General features: G+C 67.6%; 18 protein-coding genes. 8 read left to right on the top strand and 10 right to left on the bottom strand.

What is annotated here, in order from left to right:
• Positions 1-10: 10 nt before the first annotated feature.
• Positions 11-688 (top strand): glutathione S-transferase family protein, encoded by a 678-nt coding sequence (locus QLQ83_RS05635; protein ID WP_282734544.1) that lies wholly within the window; start codon positions 11-13, stop codon positions 686-688.
• Between the two features lie 10 nt (positions 689-698).
• On the opposite strand, the gene QLQ83_RS05630 is transcribed toward QLQ83_RS05635, so the two are convergent.
• The 5 genes from QLQ83_RS05630 to metG form a co-directional block, all read right to left on the bottom strand.
• Complete coding sequence (locus QLQ83_RS05630; RefSeq protein ID WP_282734543.1) at positions 699-974, bottom strand: hypothetical protein; 276 nt, start codon at positions 972-974, stop codon at positions 699-701.
• A 78-nt stretch (positions 975-1052) separates the two neighbouring features.
• Positions 1053-1808 carry a YdcF family protein gene (locus QLQ83_RS05625; RefSeq protein ID WP_282734542.1) on the bottom strand — a complete coding sequence of 252 codons (756 nt, stop codon included), beginning with the start codon at positions 1806-1808 and terminating at the stop codon, positions 1053-1055.
• A 125-nt stretch (positions 1809-1933) separates the two neighbouring features.
• Complete coding sequence (gene nth, locus QLQ83_RS05620) at positions 1934-2569, bottom strand: endonuclease III (protein ID WP_282734541.1); 636 nt, start codon at positions 2567-2569, stop codon at positions 1934-1936.
• Between the two features lie 7 nt (positions 2570-2576).
• A complete protein-coding gene (locus QLQ83_RS05615; protein ID WP_282734540.1) occupies positions 2577-3374 on the bottom strand; it encodes an RnfABCDGE type electron transport complex subunit B in 798 nt (265 codons plus the stop codon).
• 9 nt (positions 3375-3383) lie between these two features.
• The gene (gene metG, locus QLQ83_RS05610) at positions 3384-5426 is read right to left on the bottom strand and encodes a methionine--tRNA ligase (RefSeq protein ID WP_282734539.1); all 2043 of its coding nucleotides are present in this window, start codon (positions 5424-5426) and stop codon (positions 3384-3386) included.
• A 215-nt stretch (positions 5427-5641) separates the two neighbouring features.
• Between metG and QLQ83_RS05605 the strand changes: the two genes are divergently transcribed.
• On the top strand, positions 5642-5911 hold the full coding sequence (locus tag QLQ83_RS05605; protein ID WP_282734538.1) for a hypothetical protein: 270 nt from the start codon (positions 5642-5644) through the stop codon (positions 5909-5911).
• A 112-nt stretch (positions 5912-6023) separates the two neighbouring features.
• Here QLQ83_RS05605 and QLQ83_RS05600 read toward each other — a convergent pair whose 3' ends face one another.
• Positions 6024-6770: a Crp/Fnr family transcriptional regulator gene (locus QLQ83_RS05600; RefSeq protein WP_282734537.1), complete on the bottom strand. Its 747-nt coding sequence runs from the start codon at positions 6768-6770 to the stop codon at positions 6024-6026.
• A 283-nt stretch (positions 6771-7053) separates the two neighbouring features.
• On the bottom strand, positions 7054-7446 hold the full coding sequence (locus QLQ83_RS05595) for a hypothetical protein (RefSeq protein ID WP_282734536.1): 393 nt from the start codon (positions 7444-7446) through the stop codon (positions 7054-7056).
• A gap of 694 nt (positions 7447-8140) precedes the next feature.
• On the opposite strand from QLQ83_RS05595, the gene QLQ83_RS05590 reads away from it, so the two are divergent.
• On the top strand, positions 8141-8422 hold the full coding sequence (locus tag QLQ83_RS05590; protein WP_282734535.1) for a hypothetical protein: 282 nt from the start codon (positions 8141-8143) through the stop codon (positions 8420-8422).
• Positions 8423-8568: 146 nt separating this feature from the next.
• Here QLQ83_RS05590 and QLQ83_RS05585 read toward each other — a convergent pair whose 3' ends face one another.
• The 3 genes from QLQ83_RS05585 to QLQ83_RS05575 form a co-directional block, all read right to left on the bottom strand.
• Positions 8569-11709, bottom strand: coding sequence for a transglycosylase domain-containing protein (locus QLQ83_RS05585; protein WP_282734534.1), 3141 nt, complete (start codon positions 11707-11709; stop codon positions 8569-8571).
• Positions 11710-11827: 118 nt separating this feature from the next.
• Complete coding sequence (gene thiI, locus QLQ83_RS05580) at positions 11828-13303, bottom strand: tRNA uracil 4-sulfurtransferase ThiI (RefSeq protein WP_282734533.1); 1476 nt, start codon at positions 13301-13303, stop codon at positions 11828-11830.
• Between the two features lie 159 nt (positions 13304-13462).
• Positions 13463-13744: a hypothetical protein gene (locus QLQ83_RS05575; protein ID WP_282734532.1), complete on the bottom strand. Its 282-nt coding sequence runs from the start codon at positions 13742-13744 to the stop codon at positions 13463-13465.
• A gap of 434 nt (positions 13745-14178) precedes the next feature.
• On the opposite strand from QLQ83_RS05575, the gene QLQ83_RS05570 reads away from it, so the two are divergent.
• The 5 genes from QLQ83_RS05570 to QLQ83_RS05550 all read left to right on the top strand — a co-directional run.
• Positions 14179-16341: a TolC family outer membrane protein gene (locus tag QLQ83_RS05570; RefSeq protein WP_282734531.1), complete on the top strand. Its 2163-nt coding sequence runs from the start codon at positions 14179-14181 to the stop codon at positions 16339-16341.
• A 154-nt stretch (positions 16342-16495) separates the two neighbouring features.
• A complete protein-coding gene (locus tag QLQ83_RS05565; protein ID WP_282734530.1) occupies positions 16496-18667 on the top strand; it encodes a type I secretion system permease/ATPase in 2172 nt (723 codons plus the stop codon).
• A complete protein-coding gene (locus QLQ83_RS05560) occupies positions 18667-20094 on the top strand; it encodes an HlyD family type I secretion periplasmic adaptor subunit (RefSeq protein ID WP_282734529.1) in 1428 nt (475 codons plus the stop codon). Before QLQ83_RS05565 ends, QLQ83_RS05560 begins: the two co-directional genes overlap by 1 nt.
• Positions 20094-20699, top strand: coding sequence for a response regulator transcription factor (locus QLQ83_RS05555; RefSeq protein ID WP_282734528.1), 606 nt, complete (start codon positions 20094-20096; stop codon positions 20697-20699). Before QLQ83_RS05560 ends, QLQ83_RS05555 begins: the two co-directional genes overlap by 1 nt.
• Before the next feature lie 167 nt (positions 20700-20866).
• On the top strand, positions 20867-22674 hold a 1808-nt coding region (locus QLQ83_RS05550; protein WP_282734527.1), incomplete at its 3' end, for a retention module-containing protein.

Raw genomic sequence — 22674 nt, 5'->3', positions numbered from 1 at the left:
GGAGGACGGCATGATCAAGGTCCATCATCTGGAGAACTCCCGCTCCCAGCGTGTCCTGTGGCTGCTGGAGGAGCTCGGCGTCGATTACGAGGTCATCACCTATCGGCGCGACCCCCGCACCATGCTGGCGCCCGCGTCGCTGCGCAAGGTCCATCCGCTGGGCAAGTCGCCGGTCATCAGCGACGAGGCCCGGGAGGGTCGGGTGGTGGCGGAATCGGGGGCGATCCTCGAGTACCTGGTCGAACGCTTCGATGCGCCGGGCCGGCTGGTGCCGCCGGCGGGCAGTGACGCGTACGAGCGCTATCGCTTCTGGCTGCACCATGCCGAAGGTTCTGCCATGCCGCCGCTGGTGATGCGGCTGGTGTTCGCCTCGCTCGGCAAGCCTCCGGTGCCGGCGCTGGCCCGGCCCCTCGGCCGGCTTTTCGCCCGGGGGGTGGAGCGGCAGTTGCTGGCGCCGCAGATCCGCCAGCTGAGCAACTACTGGGAAGCCGAACTCGAGCGTGGCGCCTGGTTCGCCGGAGAGGCGTTCAGTGCGGCCGACATCCAGATGAGCTTTCCGCTGCTCGCCCTGGAGGACGGGGGCGGCCTGTCCGGCTACCCCAGGCTTCAGGCCTTCCTGGCGGCCTGCCGCGAGCGTCCGGCCTATCGCCGTGCGGTGGAGCGGGGGGGCGAGTTCTCCTTGTCATGACGGGGCGTGGCTACTTGCGGTGCCGGCCGAGCCCGCGCCTCGGACCCAGCGGACCCAGCCACAGCCAGACCTGCAGGACCACCAGTACCGGCAGCCACCAGGCCGGCGCGCCGGTCACCCAGTTGAGCACCAGATGGATGAAGAAGGCGGTGATGCCGGCGACGAGGCCCACCAGCGGGAAGAGCAGGGGGCGTTCGCGGCCGGGCCAGCGTGTCAGCCGGCAGAGCGAGCCGAGAAGGGCGCCGAAGGCGGCCGCCAGGGAGAGGGGGATCAGCAGGTCCAGCATGTCGAGCCTCGTGTCGAGGGACGGGATGAAGCGGCCAGCCTAGCGACTAACGAGAGGCGTGGCGCTTCGACTTTGGGGTCAGTCACCGCGGCGTAGCAGGTGGTTGCGCAGTGCCAGGTCGGCCCGCCCCAGCCACTCGTGCAGGGCACGGGTGCTCTGGTGGAGGTGGTAGGCGCGCGGGATCACTACCTGAACGCCAGGCGGTGGGGCGCTCGCGAACTCGGTCGGTGCGGCCGTGACGGACAGGCCGGCGCGCTCGAACTCCGCCACTGCCCTCGGCAGGTGCCATGCCTGGGAGACCAGCGCAACATGCCCGATACCATCACCGCCCAGCATCTCGGCGGTGTAGCGGGCATTCTCGGCGGTACTGCGGCTGCGCCCCTCCATCCAGCGAACGGGCACCTCGAAGACCTCGCGAAGCGCCGCTGCCATCAGGCTCGCCTCGGCGCTGTGCTCGTCGTGCACGCGCCCCCCGCTGACCAGTAGCGGCAGCCGGGTCTCGCGGTGCAGGTGGGCGCCATAGGCCAGCCGACGCCAGCTGGCATTGGACGGGGCATCGCCCCAGCCGAATTCCGGGGAGGCGTAGTCGCGTCCGCCGCCGAGAATGACGATGGCCTCGGCCTGGCGCAGCTGGCCGGGGCCGGCCAGGGCGGGAGGCTCGAGCCCCTGGCGCAGGGCGTGGCTCGCCAGCGGGGTGGAGAGAGCCAGCAGGCTGGCCAGCCCCAGGGTGACCAGCAGGCCACCGGCCAGCCGGCGAGCGCCCATCGCCAGGCCGCCGAGGATCAGCAGGGCATTGACCACGGGCGGCAGCAGGAGATACTTCAGCGCTTCCATGGGCGGGTCTCGTTGGCGGTCATGCTGCCAGTGAACCAGCCGGCGGGCACTTGTGCCAGCCAAGGGCCCTGCGGAGCCTGCTGCCTCGAGGCGGACGGTTCGTCACGGGCCGGCGAGGGCGCCTGTCACAGCTCGGTCTTGTCCGGGTACTCGCAGAGGTCCTCGATGATGCAGCTGCCGCAGCGGGGCTTTCGGGCCAGGCAGGTGTAGCGCCCGTGGAGGATCAGCCAGTGGTGGGCATCCTGGCGGAACTCCCTGGGCACATGGCGCAGCAGCTTCCTCTCGACCTCGACCACGTCCTTGCCCCTGGCGATCCCGGTGCGGTTGGCCACGCGGAAGATATGGGTATCCACGGCGATGGTGGGCTCGCCGAAGGCGGTGTTGAGGATGACGTTGGCGGTCTTTCGGCCGACGCCCGGCAGGGCCTCGAGGGCCTGCCGGGTGCGGGGCACCTCGCCGCCATGCTGCTCGACCAGGATCCGGCAGGTCTTCATCAGGTTCTCGGCCTTGGTGTTGTAGAGGCCGATGGTCCTGATGTGCGCCTTGAGACCGTCGATCCCCAGCGCGAGGATCGCTTCTGGCGTGTTGGCCACCGGGAAGAGCCGGGCGGTGGCCTTGTTCACTCCGACGTCGGTGGCCTGGGCCGAGAGCAGCACGGCGGCGAGCAGCTCGAAGGGGGTGGTCCAGTGCAGTTCGGTGGTCGGCTCGGGGTTGTGGTCGCGTAGCCGCGCGAAGATCTCGTGGCGTTTCTGGGCGTTCATGCTCGGCTCATGGAGAGGAGACGTGATGGAGGGCGGCCCGAGCGTCATCGAGCAGCCGACTGGCGCTGTCGACCTGTCCCTGGGCAGCCTCGATTGCGCTGGCCTCGCCCTGGCGCTCGGCATGGGCCAGCTGCTGCCTGGCCCGGCGCAGGGCCTGCTCCGCGGCGTTGATGGCCATCTGTCGCTGGCGCCGCGGGTCGGGCCCGCCAGCGTTGCTCGCGCTAGACCGCTGGCGCTGTCGAATCAGCCGCTTCTGGCGCTCCATGCGCCTCTCCCGGGCCTCTCGGGCCAGGCGCTGCTGGCGGGCGCGATGGCGACGGCGTCCTTGCTCGGCGCGGCGGGCCAGGTAGGCGTCGCGCGCCTCATCGGTCTCGGCGGCTTCCCAGGCGGGGTGGGGCAGCAGGTCGATGCAGTCCACGGGGCAGGGCGCCACGCAGAGCTCGCAGCCGGTGCATTCATCGACGATGACCGTGTGCATGCGCTTGGACGCCCCCAGGATGGCATCCACCGGGCAGGCCTGAATGCACTTGGTGCAGCCGATGCATTCGGCCTCGCGGATCCAGGCCACCAGCGGCGGCTGGGCGGGCTCGGCCAGCGGCAGTGGCGCGCGGCCGGTCAGCGCCGCCAGCCGGGCCACGGTGGCCTCGCCGCCGGGCGGGCAGCGATTGATGGCCTCGCCGTCGACGATGGCCTCGGCATAGGGTCGACAGCCGGGCTGCCCGCACTTGCCGCACTGGGTCTGGGGCAGCTCGGCATCGATGGCCTCGATCAGCGCGGCCCGGGAGCGGGCATCGGTGTCCGTCACGGCGGCGCCTCAGCGCACCCGCTGGCCCGGCTCGGCGCCGGAATCCGGGCTGAGCAGGTAGATGCCGTCGTGATTGCCGGCGGCGAGCACCATGCCCTCGGACACGCCGAAGCGCATCTTGCGCGGTGCCAGGTTGGCGACCATCACCGTCAGCCGTCCCTCCAGGGCCTCCGGGGCATAGGCCGCACGGATGCCGGCGAACACGGTGCGGGTCTCGCCGCCCAGGTCCAGGGTCAGCTTCAGCAGCTTGTCGGCCTTCTCGACATACTCCGCCCGGGCGATGCGGGCGATGCGCAGGTCGACCCTGGCGAAGTCGTCGAAGCTGATCTCGTCACCGATGGGATCCTCGGCCAGGGGGCCCTTCGCCGTCTCCTTGAGTTTCTGTTCTTCCACCAGGTCCTCCTTCGATGCCGCCATCATGGCATCGATCTTGTCCCGCTCCACGCGGGTCATCAGGGGTTTGAACTTGGCGATCTTGTGGTCCACCAGCAGGGTGTGTCGGCTGTGCCAGTCGAGGGTCTCGAGCCCGAGGAACGCGCGGGCCTGCTCGGCCATGGCCGGTACCACCGGGGCCAGGTAGACCATCAGCTGGCGGAACAGGTTGATGCCCACCGAGCAGATCTCCAGCACCTCCTGCTCGCGGCCGGGCTGCTTGGCCAGTACCCAAGGCTCGGCCTCGGCGATGTAGGTGTTCGCCTCGTCGGCCAGTTCCATCACGCGGCGCATGGCGCGGCCGAACTCGCGGGCCTCGTACTCCTCGGCGATGGCGTCACCGGCGGCGATGAAGCGTGCCACCATCTCGGGCTCGCTGCAGTGGCCAGCGAGGCGACCGCCGCCGAGCTTCTTGACGAAGCCGGCGCAGCGGCTGGCGATGTTGACCACCTTGCCCACCAGGTCGCTGTTCACCCGCGCCGCGAAGTCCTCGAGGTTGAGGTCCAGATCGTCGACCCGTGAGGTCAGCTTGGCGGCGAAGTAGTAGCGCAGGTACTCGGGGTTGAGGTGGTCGGCATAGGTCGCGGCCTTGATGAAGGTGCCGCGAGACTTCGACATCTTGGCGCCGTTCACCGTGACGAAGCCGTGGCAGTTGACCGCCGTGGGCGTGCGGAAATCGGCGCCGTGCAGCATGGCCGGCCAGAACAGGGCGTGGAAGTAGACGATGTCCTTGCCGATGAAGTGATAGACCTCGGCGTCGGAGTCGGGTGCCCAGTAGGCGTCGAAGTCCATTCCCCGGCGGTCGCAGAGGTTCTGGAAGCTGGCCAGGTAGCCGATCGGGGCATCGAGCCAGACGTAGAAGTACTTGCCCGGCGCATCGGGGATCTCGAAGCCGAAGTAGGGGGCGTCGCGGGAGATGTCCCACTCGTTGAAGCCCGACTCGAACCACTCCATCAGCTTGTTGCGGATCTGCGGCTGGACATGGTCATCGTCGATCCACGCCTTCAGGAAATCGGCGAAGTCCGGCAGCTTGAAGAAGTAGTGGGTGGAGCTTCGCACCTCGGGTGCGGCACCGGAGATCGCCGAGACCGGATCGATCAGCTCCGCCGGCGTGTAGGTGGCCCCGCAGGCCTCGCAGTTGTCGCCGTACTGGTCCTCGGCCTTGCACTTCGGACAGGTGCCCTTGATGAAGCGGTCGGCCAGGAACAGCCCCTTAACCGGGTCGAACATCTGCTCGATGTCGCGGGTGGCGATATGCCCCTTGTCGCGCAGCCGGGTGTAGATCAGCTCGCTGAAGTGGCGGTTCTCCGGGGAGTGGGTCGAGTGATAGTTGTCGAAGGCCACCCCGAAGCGGGAGAAGTCGGTTTGGTGGTCGCGGGAGACCCGTTCGATCAGCGCCTCGGAGGTGATGCCCTCCTGCTCCGCGCGCAGCATGATGGCCGTGCCGTGGGCATCGTCGGCACACACGTAGTGGCACTCATGCCCGCGGCTCTTCTGGAAGCGCACCCAGATGTCGGTCTGGATGTACTCCAGCAGGTGGCCCAGGTGGATGGCACCGTTGGCATAGGGCAGGGCGCTGGTGACCAGGATCTTGCGCGAGGCGCGGGCGGAGTTCGACATGGCGGCTCAGGGTATCCCGTTGAAAATCAGGCCACGATTGTAGCCATCTTCGCGCATGGCTGCATCCGCGCTGACCGCCCGATTGGCGCGGCCTCCACCGCTCGGGTATGATGCCGCCATTCGGCGGGGCGTCAAACGGAGTGACGGCCGGCCGAAGGCTCTGCAACCGAAGTCACGCTGGAGATCCCTGTCCCCCCCTCACGGAGGAATTCCCCATGCGTCTACGTCATGCCCTGCCCCTGGCCGTTCTCGCCGCCCTTACCGCTGGCTGCACCAGCAGTGCCATCTCCCCGACCTATACCAGTGCCAACCCGGATATCATGCGGATTAGCGACGAGCGCCCTGCCGACCCGGAAAAGCGCGTCGAGGACCTCGGTTCCTACTGCGTCGAGGTCAGCGAGAGCTGGAACGCCCACGGCACCACCCCTGACGGCAAGAGTCTCTGGGCCAAGGATACCGCACGCACCGTCGTGCCCTGCGACTGAACGGCCCCGGCCCATGCCCCGCATGGGCCGGAACCCTGTGCCTCCCGACATCGGCAACGCCTCCCGGGGACCCTTCAATAGCGTTGCGCTTGGACCGTGAGGCCGCCAGCTCCTAGTGCCGGAGTTGCGCCAGCCGCTCCTTCAATCCGTTGATTTCATCGCTCAGCAGGTGGTCGGCGTCGAATTCGGCTTCGGCGATCAGTCGCGGCGGGTCATAGACCTCGATGTGGTCGCGGTGCTTCTTCAGCACGCGATCCTGCTCCAGCGCCTTGAGGATGCGATTGATATGCACCGGCGACAGGCCCAGGATGTTCCCCAGCAGCCGCTGGGAGACGGGAAATTCGAATGAGGCCAGCTCGACGTCCAGCACCTTTTCGAGGCGATTGAAGGTCTCGAGCATGAAATGCAGTACCTGTGAGCGCGCGCTGCGATGGAGGCTGATCAGCATCCGTTCGGTGAGGAGGGCTTCCTGACGGTTGATATTGGCAAACAGGGCGATCGCCAGGGGCGTGGAGGCCGCGACGATATCGACGACATTCTCGTGAGGGAAGGGCTGGACCCTGCCCAGGGTAATCATGCTGGCCTCGGTCACATGCCGCCTGAAGGTGAACTCCCGGAGACCGACGATATCACCGGGCAGCAGCAACTCGATGATCTGCTGCTCGCCGTCGGGGGTGTAGCGGATGGTGCAGGCCCAGCCCCTCTCCAGGATGAACAACTCGTCGACCCTGGAGCGAGCACGCCAGAGCAGCTCATGCTTCTTCACGGTGGTCGAGGTCTGCTCGAAGCTGGCCAGCAGCCGTGCCTCCGATTCATTCAGGTCGACATTTCGTCCCATGATGGTCTGGAAGAGGCTCATTCCATGTCCTCCAGCTGGTTGATAGCGGTGTGCGGATTGCTTTCCCCCTCGGCTGGCCGATGACAGTGTGCGGATGAGCAGCTGCCTCGCGCATGTCTGATGGTACCCGGATGGCGGTGCGTCTCTCCTGAGTCTAGTTGTGGCCGCTCGAGAGCACCATCACGCCTCGTGTCGGGAGCAGGAACGGCCATGGGCTGGGGCCTACGACGACATGGCACCGGGCGACCTCGCCGACCCTCCTCCAACGGCGGCCCGCGTCGTCGGCCATGCCTGACGTGTCGCCCTACCGCAGGATACCGCGAGGCGGAAGCGGGCATGGCCGAGTCGGCAACTGGTCCTCGGCTTCCTGGAGGATCTGGAGCTGAGTCTGGGCCTCGCCAATGCAGGCATTCAACAGGGCATTCAGCGCTGGGATGCCGTTATGCGCCTGAAGACGCTCGTAGAAGCGTCGCGATCGCCACTCCTCGAGCACTGCCCGGCTGAGCTCCCGGGCCGCCATCTCCTCATCGAGTATGAAGAAGTGGGCCTGCTGAGTAGCGTGAGCCCGTTGTTGAGAGGAGGCCTGCCAGGCCTGCGCGGCCGGGTCCCGAAGCACGGGTTCGCGCATCGGCAGCGAGGCCGACTCGACGATCAGGGCCTGGATCCGTTGCTGGCTCTGGACGGACAGGGCTTCCATGAGTCGGCTGATGCCGGTGTGATAGGTGATAAAGCGCAGGGACAGCCAGCGATAACGATGGTACTAGTGGTGTTCATGGTCGTTGGCCAGCGCCAGGACCTCCTCGACAGAGGTGATAACGCCCGGCTCTAGACCTGTCTTCATGCGCGGGTGATCGATCCGGCTGGTGACCATTGGTGTGTTCACGGTTCGCCTCACGTCGATGTGCTGAGTCGATGGCCAGGATGGTCCTGCGTCGCGTGCCATGGCACTAGCTCAGGCTAGCCAGCAATGCCGACAAGGTCTGCTAACCTGGGTTAATGATCCCCGGTTTTTATGCCTTGCTGCGTCGCGAGCGGCACGGATGATGGCCATCGCCGATTTTTCGTCAGAGGGAGGGGTCGTTGGGACTGGAGCGTCGTGCTTCGCTCGCTCACCGACCGGGGCGAGTCCGAGCTGATTCGAGACAAGATAACGTCGTGCCAAAATTGTCTCACCGCATGGGGTGATGGTCGCTACACTCAAGAGCGCACCAAATCCGTCGTTCTTGAGGGTGTTAAAGATGTCAACCGCTAAACAAGTGTCCATGGATCACTCGACTCCTGAAGTGATCCCCGTAATCCCTCACGATGTCCCTCATCTAGCCGTCACCGCTTTGCCGGCGGGCGTCGCCCAGGCCTCTCAGCCGGTCTTTGACTGGTGGATGCTTCATTGGATGGACGCTTCGCATCCGCTGGCCAGGCTCCAGCGCGCCTGGATGGAATCCGTGCTCGAAGCCCTGGAGGTCGAGGTCGACTTCCTGAATGTCTGCGCGATCTCGAATGCCAAGGTCTGGACCTGTCTTGCCGATGCCAGGTCCCTCTCGGGTTCGGCTTCCCTGCACAGCTGTTACCACGAGGTAGCCAAGGACATGGCCGACGCTCATCTGGCGCGTCTTGGCAAGGTGGCGGAACTCCCCGAGGACTTCAAGCAACGGCTCTGGGAAGAGATCTGCTAGCGGTAGAGCGCCAGCACCCTGGCCAGGGTAGCCTGTCGATCACGATGATCGATCAGCGGCGGGCGGAGAGGGGGTGCCCTCTTCGCCCGTCTTTTGTGGGCGGCGCAATTCCGTGGGTGACGTTTTTCATACTGTTTATCGGCGAATCAGGGCTTGCCTAGCGGACGGGCGGCCAATCGCATCTCCGGGGTTGGCGGCGAACGACACTGGCGGTGGTCGCCGGGTGCCAGGTAGGGTCCGAGGATCGATTCCATGCCCTTGAGTACCTGGACGGGCAGGGCCGAGGTGAAGCGGAAGTCATCGGACTGACTGCCGGCCACGTAGGCGGTGAGCGTGCCGAAGTGGTGCTCGCCCAGGTGGAAGACAAAGGTGGCGGTCCGGTTGCGGGCGCGGGAGTCGATCACCTGCCCGCTGCGGGTCACCGTCTCGATGCGGTTGTTGCCGGTGCCGGTCTTGCCGCCCATCACCAGCGGGGTGTCTTCCGCGAGGGTGAAGCTGCCCTGCAGGCGTCGGGCCGTCCCGCCCTCCACGACCCGGGCGAGGGCCTCGCGCAGCACGGCGGCGACCTCCGGGGGCATGACTCGCCGGGCGCGAGTGTCGGTAGGAACGAAGTGAGTCTCGTAGGGCGTGCCCGCCGCGAAGTGCAGGTCGTCGATACGCAGCACCGGCAGGCGGACGCCGTCGTTGAGGATGATCCCCATCAGTTCGGCCAGTGCGGCGGGACGGTCACCGGAGCTGCCCACGGCGGTGGCAAGCGAGGGCACCAGGTGATCGAAGGGGTAGCCCAGACGCTGCCAGCGGCGGTGGATCTCCTCGAAGGCCTCCACTTCGAGCATCGTGCGGATGCGCACGTCTCGGGCACTGCGATGACGTGTCCTGAACAGCCAGCCATAGGCTTCCTGCCGCTCCTGGTGGCTCGCCGCGATGGCGTCGCGCAACCCCGCCTCGGGATAATCCAGCAGGTAGCCGACCAGCCACAGCTCCAGCGGGTGCACCCTGGCGATGTACCCCTGATCGATGAGGCCGTGTCTGCTCGGCGCGTGGTCGCGGTAGAGCGCCTCGAGGCGTCGCTCGCCCAGCGGCTCGCCCGGCATCCTGGTCTCGAGGAAGGCGGCGAAGGCATCGCGGTCGGCCTCGGGGTGCAGGTAGCGGTGCGCGGCGGCCAGCCGGGGCGCCGTGGGGCGCATGCCATCCAGGAAGGTGGCCAGGCGTTCATCGCTCGAGCTCCCCTGGTACTTGCGCCAGAATCGTTCGAGAAAGACCTGGCCCTCCCGGTCGGCGAAGTGCGCCAGGTAGGCCTGCCGCCGCGGGTCCTGATCGTCCTCGAGCAGCGGGCGGCGGTTCTCGCCCTGATGGACGAAGTACTGCACCAGGTCGCGCAGCAGGCGCACGAAGGGCAGATTGAGGGATTCGCGCAGGGCGTCGTCGAGCCCGGGTTGGCGGCCGTCGTCCTCGCGGCGGAAGTTGCCGAAGGTATGACGGCCACCACCGGTGAAGAAGGCTTCGTGGGGGCTGGCCGAGTAGCGACGCTGCATGGCGGCCTCGAGCAGGGGGCGAAGCCTCAGGTCGGGCTCGGCGATGAGCCGGTCGATCACCCAGCGGCTGAGCACGTCGCGCCGGTCCACCTCGACGCGGCGAAGGGCGTCAACCGGCATGCCCGCATGGCGGTCGTGCAGTTCGGCGACTACCTCCAGGTAGGTGGCGAGTACCCGCAGCTTGGCGGTAGAGCCTAGCTCCAGCTTGCTGCCTTCGTTGATGTCGAAGGGCTGGCCGGTGGTGTCGGTCTGCACGCGCACCCGAAAGCCCGTCGCGTCGCGCTCGAGGAGCGTGAAGCTGTAGCGCACGTCGGCGGCCCGTTCGGGCGACAGCATACGCTCACCCAGCAGCCCGACTTCGCTGGCGAACGCCGGGTCGGCCAGCCGCTGCAGATACGCGGTGACACGGCGCTGGAGGTCGCCGTGCAGGGTGGTGCGCGCCGACAGGTCCAGCCGGTCGAGGTCGTAGAAGGACAGTCCGACCAGGCGGCCGAGCCGTTGGCGGGCCACCTGCAGGCCCTTGTCGTGCGCGACCTGCAGGCGTACCGGCTCCCTGGCGAAGTCGCGGAAGGTCAAGCGGCTGGCCAGGGCCGCATCGCGCAGGGGCGGAGTCACCAGGCCCTCTTCGGCCAGCAGGCGCAGGTGGCTGTCGGTCAGGGATTCCAGGGCCTGGTGGCCGCTGTTCAGGTACCAGGAGGGGCGACGTTGGGCGATCATCAGGGCCACCACCTGGCGCAGCGCCAGGCCCTGGGCGGCGAGGCTGTCCGGGGCATTGAAGGTCGGCACCAGCAGTCGGTTGACCGCGTCGAAATCGGCGCCGAACCATACCCACAGGCCATCCCCCAGCCCGTGGACCTCGCCATAGCCGGGCGCTGCGGAGAGCGGCACCGAGTTGAGGTAGTCCAGCGCCACGTCCTGGCGTGCGGCGAGCGTCTGTGGGCCGTGTCGGTAACCGCGCACGCTTGCCGAGACCATCTGGCGCAGTTTCTCCATGGGCGAGGCGGTCAGTCCGTCGGGGGAGTGGCGATACTTCTCGACCTGGGTGGCCAGCGTGCTGCCTCCGGCGGCCTGGCCGGTCAGGTCCAGGGCGCGCCCCGCCTGGGAGAACGCGGCCTTGATGAAGCGTGGCCAGTCCACCGCAGGATTGGCCTTGGGGGTGTCGGCGTCCAGCAGCTGTCGGTTCTCGATGTAGAGCAGCACCTGCAGGACCAGCGGTGGCACCGCGTCGAAGTGGGGATAGTGGCGTTGCGGATGACGGAAGCGGTAGAGGGTGTCGCCGCGGCACTCTTCCAGGGTCAGCCCTGTTCGGGTCTTCTCGGTGTAGGGTGGAAAGAAGCCGCGTTGCGTATATTCCAGCAGGGGCTGAGAGAAGCGCACCTGGCGGTCGATGGTATAGCCTTCGGCGAACAGACGCGCCTCGATCTCGGGAAGCCGGGTATAGCCCAGTCGCTGGTCGAAGGGACCATGGCGCGGGAACTGGATGCGTGGGCTCGCCCCCGGCGCGAGGGTATAGCGCAGGGAGGCGGCATAGCGGGAGAGCTCCAGGGACTGGAGGTGTGAGGTCCTGGCCTCGGCGACCAGCAGGGTGGCGAGCGTGATGGCGAGCAGTGCCAGCAGGATCAGTCCCCGGTGACGCAGGAGATGGCGAGGCCGGACCCGATGAGCCTGAGCCAGCGCGTGCTCCTCCCGGCGGAGGGGACCCTCTCCCTGCGCGTCGACGCTTTCCCGTGACGACGAGTCATGTCCGCCCATCTGCGCCACCCCCCGGCAAGATCCGCTTGCAGATTGTATCTTTTTGTAGCGTAGCCGGATGCCGGGGAAAGTGGATCATCCAGGCAGGAAAAATCTCCGCGAACGCCGCTCGCGGGGTTCAGGAGGCGTGGCGCAGGACGCCAAAGTGGGACATGCCGCGATCCTTGAGGTGCAGTGCCTGCATGCGGCTCATCACTCCCTGGTCACAGTAGAGCAGGTATTCGCGGTCGCCGGGCAGCCTCTGTGCCTGGTCCTGCAATTCGTAGAAGGGAATCGCCAGGCAGGGCACCTCGGGAAGCTCGAGCGGTGCCGCCTCGCGCTCGTCCGGGGGACGGATGTCGATCACGCTGACCGCCGGCATCCGGGCCAGGCTGGCCAGCGAGTCGACGACGGTCACCTCGCCGGGCTGCCGCTGGCCCTCCAGCAGGCGGCTGGCGCGGGTCACGCTGGCGGCCTCGATGGCGGCATCGAGGACCCTGAAGTCGAAGTCGGCCTCGGCGGCGAGCACCTTGTCGGCGGGCGCCCGGGTGTGGGGGCGGCGCGAGATGACCCCGCAGTATTCGGGCATCTGTTCGGCGAAGCGCGCGGTATCGATGCGGCGGGCCGTGTCGATGATCTCCTGCTTGTCCTCCGTGACCAGCGGCCGCAGGATCGGCAGCTCGCTGGCCGCGTCGATCAGCGCCAGGTTGGTGAGGGTCTGGCTGGAGACCTGGGCGATGGCGTCTCCGGTGACCAGGGCCGGGATGCCCGAGCGGGCGGCCACGCGGCTGGCCACCCGCACCATCATGCGCTTGAGGATCACGCCCATCAGCCCATCGGGAATGCTGCGCAGGATCTCCGCGACCACACCCTCGAAGGGCACCGAGGTGAAGTCGACGTTATGGGAGGCGCTGTAACGCTGCCAGAGGTGGTGGGTGACCTCTCGCACGCCGGTCTCGTGGGCGGGGCCGCCCAGGTTGAAGAACAGGTAGTGGGTCTTGATGCCACGGCGCAGCATCCGCCAGGCCGCCACCGGCGAGTCGAAGCCTCCCGAGACCAGCGCCAGGGCCTGGCCCTGAACCCCCAGTGGGTAGCCCCCCAGGCCCGGGCGGCGCGAGCGGATCAACTGCAGCCAACGGTGGGTCAGCTCCACCGACACCACGACCTCGGGGTGCTTGAGGTCGACCCGTGCCGTGGGCTCGGCCGTCAGCAGGGCGCTGCCCAGGTGGCGTTCGAGATCCATGGAGGAGAAGTCGTGGTCGCCGCGCCGCTTGGCCCGGACCCGGAAGCGACGCCCGGCGATGGCTGCCTTCCAGTGCGGCACGATCCAGGCGGCGGCTTCGTCGAGCGAGGTGCAGGGCACCGCCTCGGTGGCCAGCACCTCGTGGATGCCGGGAATCCGGATCAGGGCGTCCTCCATCTCCTGTACCCGCCCGGCGGGAAGGGTGTCGGGCAGGCTCACGAGCAGGGCGTCCCAGCCGCCCTTGACGCGCACGCCTTCATCCAGCTGGCGCAGGGTGTTGCGCACATTGCTGGCCAGGCAGCGGGTCATGTGCTGACGGACGGAGCGGGACTTGATGGTGATCTCGGGATGGAGCTTGAGCAGGTAGGTCATTCGACAGGAACAGCAGCAACAATGTGCATCCCATTCTACCAAGGGCAAGCTGCCAAGGGCAGGCCCGACCCGCCCGGCGCTGGAGCCGCCCGCTGAAAGAGCTCTCCCGGCATGGGGCCGGGAGAGGGGAGGGCACAGCGTGGCGGGCCGAGCGTCAGGTCAGTAGAGCGCCTGCTCCTCCTTGACCACTTCCTTGAGCAGCTCGAGGAAGAGCCGGTCGGCCTCAGAGTGTTCCTGGGGGTCATCGGGGATGTGCACGCTGGTGGTGTCGGAGATCTCGTTGGCGATCCGCGCCATCACGTCCCCCTCACCCGGTTCGCCGAGCTGACGGCGGGTGATGTCCAGCGACTGCTCGAGGATCTTCGGATCCTGCAGAAGTTTCTTGATGAAGCCCCGCAGCTCGTTGATCACGCGGGTCTTCTGGATTTCCGATGAGGCCATGACGTTCTCCTTGGGTGACCATGCCGTTTCGGGACCGGTCAGACGATACCACGTTTGCCGGCGGGCGTGGCTTGCCGACGAGCGCACCGTCGCGTCAGGCGCGGTGCCACCTTGTCGGTCTTGTCCTACATCAAGCGTCGGTCTTCTCCTGCCTGTCCAGCGTATCCCGGCAGTGGACAAATCTTCCTATTCAGTTACGCTGCATTACAAAGCGACACATCATGAAATGGCATGAGGTGTCTGACGCTTTCGACCGATCCTGAGCCAAGCCAATGGGGCGCTTCGGGATGGTCGTCATAGGAAGTCGGGAAGGGATGCGCCATGGGTCTGTCACGTCACCCCATGGGACCCGCCATAACAAGAAGATCATCTCATCTCCTGGCAGGTCCGGTCGCCGAGCGACCAGGCCGTTGCCATCATGAAAGGGAACACCCATGAAACGCACTACCGATCCAGTGAGCAGCACCCGTGTTCGTCGCCTTGCCGGTACCCTGGCCGTGGGGTCCTCCCTGACACTGCTGCCACTCGCCTCGGCCGTGGCACAGTCGTTGCCGGCAGGCCTGGCGACCCCGGGGAGTACCGACCTGCGCCAGGTGGTCCAGCAGGCGATCTCGACCAACCCAGAGGTGCAGGCCGCCTGGAACGGCTTTCGCGCCTCCGGCAACGACATCGGGGTGGCGCGCGGCAACTACCTGCCCAGCGTCGATGTGGCGGCGGGTATCGGTGTGGAGGATCGTCAGCTCGACACTCGCGGCAGCTACGACACCAGCTACGCCGAATTGACCATCACCCAGATGCTCTGGGACGGCTTCGCCACGGCCAGCGAGGTCGAACGCCTCGATCGCGCCGAACTGGTGCGCTACTACGAGCTGCTGGGGGCCAGCGAGGAGGTCGCCCTGGAGGCGACGCGCGCCTACATGGACGTGCAGCGCTATCGGGAACTGGTGCGCCTGGCCCAGGACAACTACCGTGAGCACCTGCGCGTCTTCAACCAGATCGAGGAGCGCGTGATCTCAGGGGCGGGGCGTCGCGTCGACCTGGAACAGATCAGCGGCCGCCTGGCGCTGGCCGAGTCCAACCTGATGACGGAGGCCTCCAACCTTCACGACGTGACGGCGCGTTACCAGCGCATCGTCGGCGACCTGCCGGCGGAGAACCTCGCCCCGGCCCCGCAGATGGACGACCGCCTGCCCGCGGATGTCGGTCGGGCACTCGACCTGGCGTTCCAGGGCAATCCCGAGTTCCATGCCGCCATCGAGAACATCGAGGCCTCCCGCGCCGAGCAGCGCGGTACCCGCTCGGCCTTCCAGCCGCGTCTCGACCTGCGCGGCCGCACCGGCACCTACGAGAACAGTGACGGCAGCTATGACGTGATCGCCGATGGCGAGCACCGGGATCGCCACAGCATCGAGCTGGTGGCCAGCATGAACCTCTATCGCGGCGGCAGTGACCGGGCCTCCTTCCGCGCCGCCAGCGACCGGGTCGAGCAGGCCGTCAATCTGCGCGAGAAGGCCTGCATCGATGTGCGCCAGACCACCCAGATCGCCTACAACGATACCCAGCGTCTGCGCGAGCAGCTGCAGTACCTCAACGAGCATCGCCAGTCCATCGACCGGGTCCGGGGCGCCTACCAGCAGCAGTTCGACATCGGCCAGCGTACCCTGCTCGATGTCCTGGACAGCGAGAACGAGTACTTCGAGGCCAGCCGTGCCTACGCCAATGCCCAGTATGACGCGGCGCTGGCGGATGCCCGTACCCTGGCCGCCATGGGGCAGCTGATGCAGACGCTGGAGGTGCGGCGCGACGACCTGCCGACCCTGGCCGAACTGGGCAGCGACGGCGTGGCGATCAACCCGGACGTGATCTGTCCGGCCCAGGGGCCCCAGGGCTTCACCCTGGCCGACTTCACCGGCGGCATCGAGGCGCCGGCCCGGGCGCCGGACGTTACCTTCTCGGCCGATGCCCTGTTCGAGATCAACAGTGCTGAGCTCTCCGCGGAGGCTCAAGGCGAACTCAACGGTCTGGCCGCCGAGATCCGTGGCATGGACAATCTCGCCCGGGTGTTCATCGCCGGGCACGCCGACATCACGGGATCAGATGCCATCAACGAACCGCTCTCCCGCGCGCGTGCCGACAGCGTGGCCGACTACCTGGTGAGCCAGGGGGTCGACCGAGGGCTGGTCGAGACGCGCGGCTATGGCTCGCGCCAGCCGGTGGCCAGCAATGCCTCGGTGGAGGGGCGCCGCCAGAACCGTCGCGTCGAGGTGACCCTGGAGCGTGTCGGCGAGAACCTGGACCTGAGCGGGCATGCCTTCGACGCAGGCGACGAAGCCGTTGTCCCGGGCAGCGACATGGCCTTGGCCGCCTGGAGCGCTGCACCGGCCGGACTGTACGGCGAGGTAGACGCTCGTATCGCCGAGCCGGCGACCCTGGCGCGTGATGAGGGGGCCTTCCTGCAGGTCGCGGCACTGGAGAGCGAGGCGCGGGCCAGCGGCCTGGGCGAGCGCCTGGGCAGCGAGCTCGACCTGCCGGTCAGGCTCAGCTCCGCCGGGGCCCTGCACCGCGTCCAGCTCGGCCCGATCGACACCCTGAGCTGATGCGGACCCTGCGCCAGCGGCTCGAGACCATGGGCTACGACGGAAGCTATGCGGTGAGCGGCTGACGATGATGCCGGACACCGGCAGGCGCGACCTGCCGGTATACCTCGCCCCGCCGTGACCTCGGCGGGGCGTATCGATTCTCGAGGTGGTTGTGTCGCAGAAAGAAGATCTGGACCCGGGACCGGGTCCCTCCCGGTCGGCCGTGCATGACGAGTTGCTCGAGTGCCTGCAGACCATCGCGCAGGTCCATGGCCATGCGGTCACGGCCGAGGCGCTGACCGCTGGCCTCCCCCTGGAGGAGGGTCGCCTGACGCCTGGTGTCTTTACCCGCGCCGCGTCCCGCGCCGGGCTCACCGCCCGGATCATCCAGAGCCGACTGGTGCAGCTCAATCCCGCCCTGTTCCCCGCCGTCCTGCTGCTCGAGCCGGGACGCGCTTGCGTGCTGGTGGCCCTCGACCTCAGGGCGCGCCGCGCCCGGGTGATCTTTCCCGAACTGGGCGATGCCGAGACCGAGGTGAGCCTGGATGGCCTGGAGGCGAGCTACAGCGGCCAGGCGATCTACGTGCGACCCCGATTCCGTTTCGATGCCCGCGGGCCCGAGGTCAATCGGCAGCGTTCGCGCCACTGGTTCTGGGGCGTGATCCGCGAGAATCGCAAGCTCTATCGCGACGTCATCGCCGGCTCGGTGGTGATCAACCTCTTCGCGGTGGCGATGCCGCTGTACGTGCTCAACGTCTACGACCGGGTAGTGCCGAACCATGCCACCGAGACGCTCTGGGTGCTCTCGGCGGGAATCTTCATCGTGCTCTGCTTCGACCTGGCCCTGCGCCTGATGCGCAACGCCTTCGTCGACCTGGCGGCCAGCCGCGCCGACGTCAAGCTGTCGTCGTCGATCATGGCCCGGGTGCTGGGGCTGCGCATGGAGGCGCGTCCTGCCTCCACCGGCTCCTTCGCGGCGACCCTGCAGTCCTTCGAGTCGGTACGCGCCTTCATCGGCTCGGCCACGGTGGTGGCCCTGGTCGACCTGCCCTTCGTGCTGATGTTCGCGGGGATCATCGCGCTGATCGGCCCGCCGCTGGTGATCCCGGTGCTGGTGGGTATCGTCTTCGTGCTGCTTTATGCCATGGCCGCCCAGGGCAAGCTCCACGAGCTCTCCGAGACCACCTGGGGGGTGGGGGCACAGCGCAACGCCACCCTGGTCGAATCGCTCTCGAACCTGGAGACGGTCAAGACGCTGCGGGCCGAGAGCCGCATCCAGGGAACCTGGGAGAAGGCCTCGGCCTTCCTGTCGCGCACCTCCGCGCAGCTACGCCTCGTGAGCTCCTCGGTCTCCAGCGTGGCGCTCTGGGCCCAGCACAGCGTCGCCGTGTGCGTGATCATCATCGGGGTCTACCAGATCATCGAGGGCAACCTGACCCAGGGCGGCCTGATCGCCGCCTACCTGCTGTCGTCGCGAGCCATGGCCCCGATCAGCCAGGCCGCGGCGCTGCTGGCGCAGTACCACCAGTCCTCCACGGCACTGCAGTCGCTCAATGCGGTGATGGAGCGGCCGGTGGAGCGTCCCGACGGCAAGACGTTCATCGACCGCCCGGTGGTGCGTGGCGAGATCCACTTCGACAAGCTCTCCTTCCGCTACCCGGAGGCGGAGCGCGAGGCCCTGCACGACATCTCGGTGACCATCGAGCCGGGCGAGAGGGTGGCGCTACTGGGCCGCGTCGGTTGCGGCAAGACCACCCTCAACAAGCTGCTGCTGGGGCTCTACCAGCCCACCGCCGGGGCGGTGATGATCGACGACGTCGACATCCGCCAGTTCGACCCCGTGCAGCTGCGCCGCCATATCGGCTATGTGCCCCAGGATGTCAGCCTGTTCTTCGGCTCGCTGCGCGACAACATCATCGCGGGTGGCGGCAGCGACGGGGTCGATGACGAGGCGCTGCTGCGCGCCATCAAGCTGAGCGGCCTCGACAGCCTGGTCAATGCGCATCCCCAGGGCGTCGACCTGCCGGTGGGCGAGCGCGGCCAGATGCTCTCCGGCGGCCAGCGCCAGGCCGTGGCCATCGCCCGGGCGCTCGTCCATGACCCGCGAATCCTGCTGCTCGACGAGCCCACCAGCTCCATGGACCATGCCAGCGAGGAGGCCTTCAAGGCCAACCTCAAGGCCTACGGCCAGGGCAAGACCCTGATCGTCGTCACCCACCGCACCTCGTTGCTCTCGCTGGTCGATCGCATCCTGGTCATCGATGCCGGCAAGGTGGTGGCCGATGGCCCCCGGGACAAGGTGGTGGAAGCCCTGCGCAAGGGCCAGATCGGGAGGGCCAGCTGATGGCCACCTCGAAAAAGACCGCCGAGCAGCAGGGCTTCGAGGCCATCGGCCGCTTCTCCGAGGCGGGTGGAAGGCCCTTCCGGCCCTTCATCGACCGGGTCTTCGCACGCCGGGTCAGTTCCGCGCACCTCAGTCGCGACTGGGCGAGCGACGCCGACTGGGCCCGCCTCCAGCAGGACCCGATCCGCGCGCGCGGCTTCCTCTACGTGGTGGTGCTGGCCGTTGCCGCCCTGCTGGTGTGGGCCTGGTTCGCCTCCATCGACGAGGTGACGCGTGGGACGGGCCGGGTGATCCCCTCCAGCCAGCTGCAGCGGGTGCAGTCCTTCGACGGCGGTGTCGTCCAGGAGATCTCGGTCCGCGAGGGACAGCGGGTCGAGGCCGGCGAGCTGCTGATGCGCATCGACCCCACCCGCTTCGTCTCAAATTTCCGCGAGAACCGGGCCAAGGCAGAGTCCCTTCAGGCGCGTGCGGAACGGCTGCGGGCGCTGGCCACCGGGTCGCCCTTCACCCCCTCGGACGCGTTGATCGATAGTGCGCCCGAGATCGTGGATCAGGAGCGCGAGCTCTTCGAGAACGGTCTCGACAAGTTGGCCGAAGAGAAGAGCATCCTGCAGGAGCGGCTCTCCCAGCGTCGTGCCGAGCTCGAGGAGGCCCAGTCGCGGCGTGACACTGCCGCCAGGGAGCTGGGCATGGCCAGCCAGGAGCTGAACCTCACCCGCCCGCTGCTGCAGTCCGGAGCCGTGTCCGAGGTCGAGGTGCTGCGCTTGCAGCGTGACGTCTCCCGAGCCAGTGGCGATCGTGCCCAGGCCACGGCTCAGGTGGATCGTCTGCAGTCGGCGATCGAGGAAGCCCAGGCGCAGCTGCGCGAGGTCGAGCTGGAAGCCCGCAACGAGTGGCGCACCGAGCTCTCGCGAACCCTGGGCGAGCTGTCGGCCCTCAATGAGTCCAGCGCCGGACTGCAGGACCGGGTTCGGCTGTCGGAGATCCGCTCGCCGGTGGATGGCGTGATCCAGCGCCTGAGCATCACGACGCTCGGTGGGGTCGTCCAGCCGGGCCAGGAGGTGGTCGACATCGTGCCCACCGACGATGCCATGCTGGTGGAGGCGCGCATCGCCCCGCAGGACATCGCCTTCCTGCGTCCCGGACAGCTGGCGACCATCAAGCTCACCGCCTACGACTTCGCCATCTACGGCGGGATCGAGGCCGAGCTCGACCACATCAGTGCCGACACCATCACCGATGACGAGGGCAACACCTTCTACCTGGTGCGGGTGCGGACGGCAGAAGAGGCCCAGATGCATCAGGAACTGGACGTGATTCCGGGCATGACCGCCCAAGTGGACATCATGACGGGCAAGCGAACCGTGATGCAGTACCTGCTCAAGCCCGTGCTGCGGGCCTGGGACAATTCCATGGGAGAACGATGATGGCACAGCTCTTCGTCTGTCAGGGACGTGACGAAATCCCTCGCTGGCGGGCGGCCTTCGGGGAGGCGCGCCTGGTCACGCCGCATCAGGCCCGTGCCCAGGCCGGGCAAGGCGACGGCGTGTGGGTCATGAGCAATATCGAGGGCTGGCTGGGTCTGGTCACTCTGCTCGCAGGCCGCGGGGCCATGGTCAAGGTGCTGAGCTATGCGCCCAGCTCGCGAGAGGCCCTGGGGGCCCTGAACGCCGGCGCCCGGGGCTACGCGCATGCTCTCTCGCCCCCTGAGCTGCTGAGGGAGATGGCGCTGGTGACCCGCCACCAGGGGATCTGGGTCCTGCCCGAACTGCTGGCCCAGGTAATGGGCGGCGCCTACCGGGCCCTGGGCGGGGAGTCGCAGCAACAGGACGAGGCCCTCTCGGGTTTGACCGATCGCGAAAGGGCGGTGGCGCTGGCCGTCGCGGAAGGGCAGAGCAACAAGGAGGTGGCCCGCCGGCTCGAGATCACCGAGCGAACCGTCAAGGCGCATCTCGGAGCCATCTTCCGCAAGCTCGGTGTGCGCGACCGGCTGCAGTTGATTCTTCGCCTTTCCCAGCGGGAAGCCGTATGAGACTCCGCCGCGTCTGAGAAGGCCATTGGCTTGACGTAGGTCAATGGCAGGGCGCTGTCCTGCCCAACAGTACAATATTCCTCCCCCGGAACCTGGCCTAGTTTAATGCTATCAACCGTTCTTCCGTGGGCGGCATCACACGCGATTCGTACGCAGGGAGTCATCTCATGACCATCGCAACCATCATCTCCATCAGCGGCCAGGCCTGGGCACGTGACGAGGCCGGCAACCTTCGCGAACTGCGGGTGGGGGACACCCTGCAGGAGGGCGAGACGCTGGTCACCTCGGACAATGGCCGGGTGGAGCTCGACTTCGCCGACGGCCTAGACCCCACGGTGATCGAAGGGGGGCAGGAGGTCGTCATGACCCCCGACCTCGATGCCGAACAGCCGGTGGCGGCGGAGGAGGCAAGCGCCCAGGACGAGGATCTGGAGGCCCTGCTCTCGGCAATCGACGAGGGGGAGGGTGACCTGCTCGAGGACCTGGATGCCACCGCGGCCGGTGCCGGGGGCGCCGGCGGTGAAGGCGGCGGTCATGACTTCGTGCGTCTTGCGCGAATCACCGAGAACGTCAATCCGCTCGCCTTCGAGTACGGCCTGGCGTCTCTCGACGGTACGCCCGAGATCGAGGGACAGGCAGTCGAGGCACTCGCGCTCGAGGACGAGCCGGATTCCTTCCCGACCGTTGACACCATCGATCTCGACGGGGATGGCGACACGGTCTGGGAGTCGGCCCTGCCGGAGGGCAGCGGCGGCGGCACCCTCTCGACCTCGGGCTCATTCCAGATCGATACCGGCACCGATCTGCTGGCGCTGATCGAGGTGCAGGACGCGAACGGCGCCTGGATCAAGGTCGAGGCGGACGGCACCGAGGTGCAGGGCGAGTACGGCCTGCTGAGCGTCGACCAGGATGGCAGCTGGACCTACACCCTGAGCGACAACACGCTCGACCATGAGGGTGAGGACCTGACCGGCGCGGATGATCAGGTGCAGGACGCCTTCCAGGTTCGCGCGACCGACAGCGACGGCGACGTCTCTCCGGAAGCGACGCTGACGGTCGATATCAACGACGACGGCCCGGTCGCCACCGACGACAGCGTGCCCCAGGCGGCGGAGAACCAGCCGGTTGATATCGACGTCTTCGACAACGACACGGCGGGCGCCGACGGCGTGGACCTGGCAACGGGCGTGGCTCTGGTGGCGGACAGCCTCACCGGCAACGGCAGCCTGGTCTACAACGAGGACGGCACCTTCACCTACACCGCCAATCCCGGCGCCGAGGGCAGCGACAGCTTCAGCTACACCCTCACCGACGCGGATGGCGACACCGCCACGGCCACGGTGACGCTGAGCATCGCCGCGGACTCCACGCCGACCGTGACCGTGGCGGATGCCTCGGTCGACGAGACGGGCGGTCTCGAGTCCGATACCCAGGCGTTTACCACCACCTACGGCAGCGACAGTGCCGGCACGCTGGCCCTGAGTGCGGCGGGTGCCACCTGGGATGCCGCCACCAGCACCCTGGCGGCGGACAACGGTGACTGGCAGATCGTCGTCAATGATGACGGCACCTACACCGTGACCCAGCTGCAGGCGATGACGCATCCGGACGCCAGTGATCCGAACGACGCGGTCGTGGTCACCGTGACGGCGGACATCACCGACAACGAGGGGGATCCGGCGCAGGACACCTTCACGGTCACCTTCCTTGATGATGGTCCGGTGGCTGCCGATGACACCGTGACAGACGAGGTGGATGAGGACGGCAGCGTCGACATCGACGTCTTCGCCAATGACACCGCGGGCGCCGACGGCGTCGACTTGCAGAGCGGCGTCGCCGTGGCCACCGCGCCTACCCAAGGTACGGTGACCTACAACGGTGACGGCACCTTCACCTACACCGCCAATCCCGGCGCCGAGGGCAGCGACAGCTTCAGCTACACCCTCACCGACGCGGATGGCGACACCGCCACGGC

Source organism: Halomonas rhizosphaerae (assembly GCF_030010555.1).
In the GTDB taxonomy this organism is placed as follows: Bacteria; Pseudomonadota; Gammaproteobacteria; order Pseudomonadales; family Halomonadaceae; genus Halomonas; species Halomonas rhizosphaerae.
Note: the sequence above shows the minus strand (reverse complement) of the source record. Positions and strands in the feature narration are given on the sequence as shown.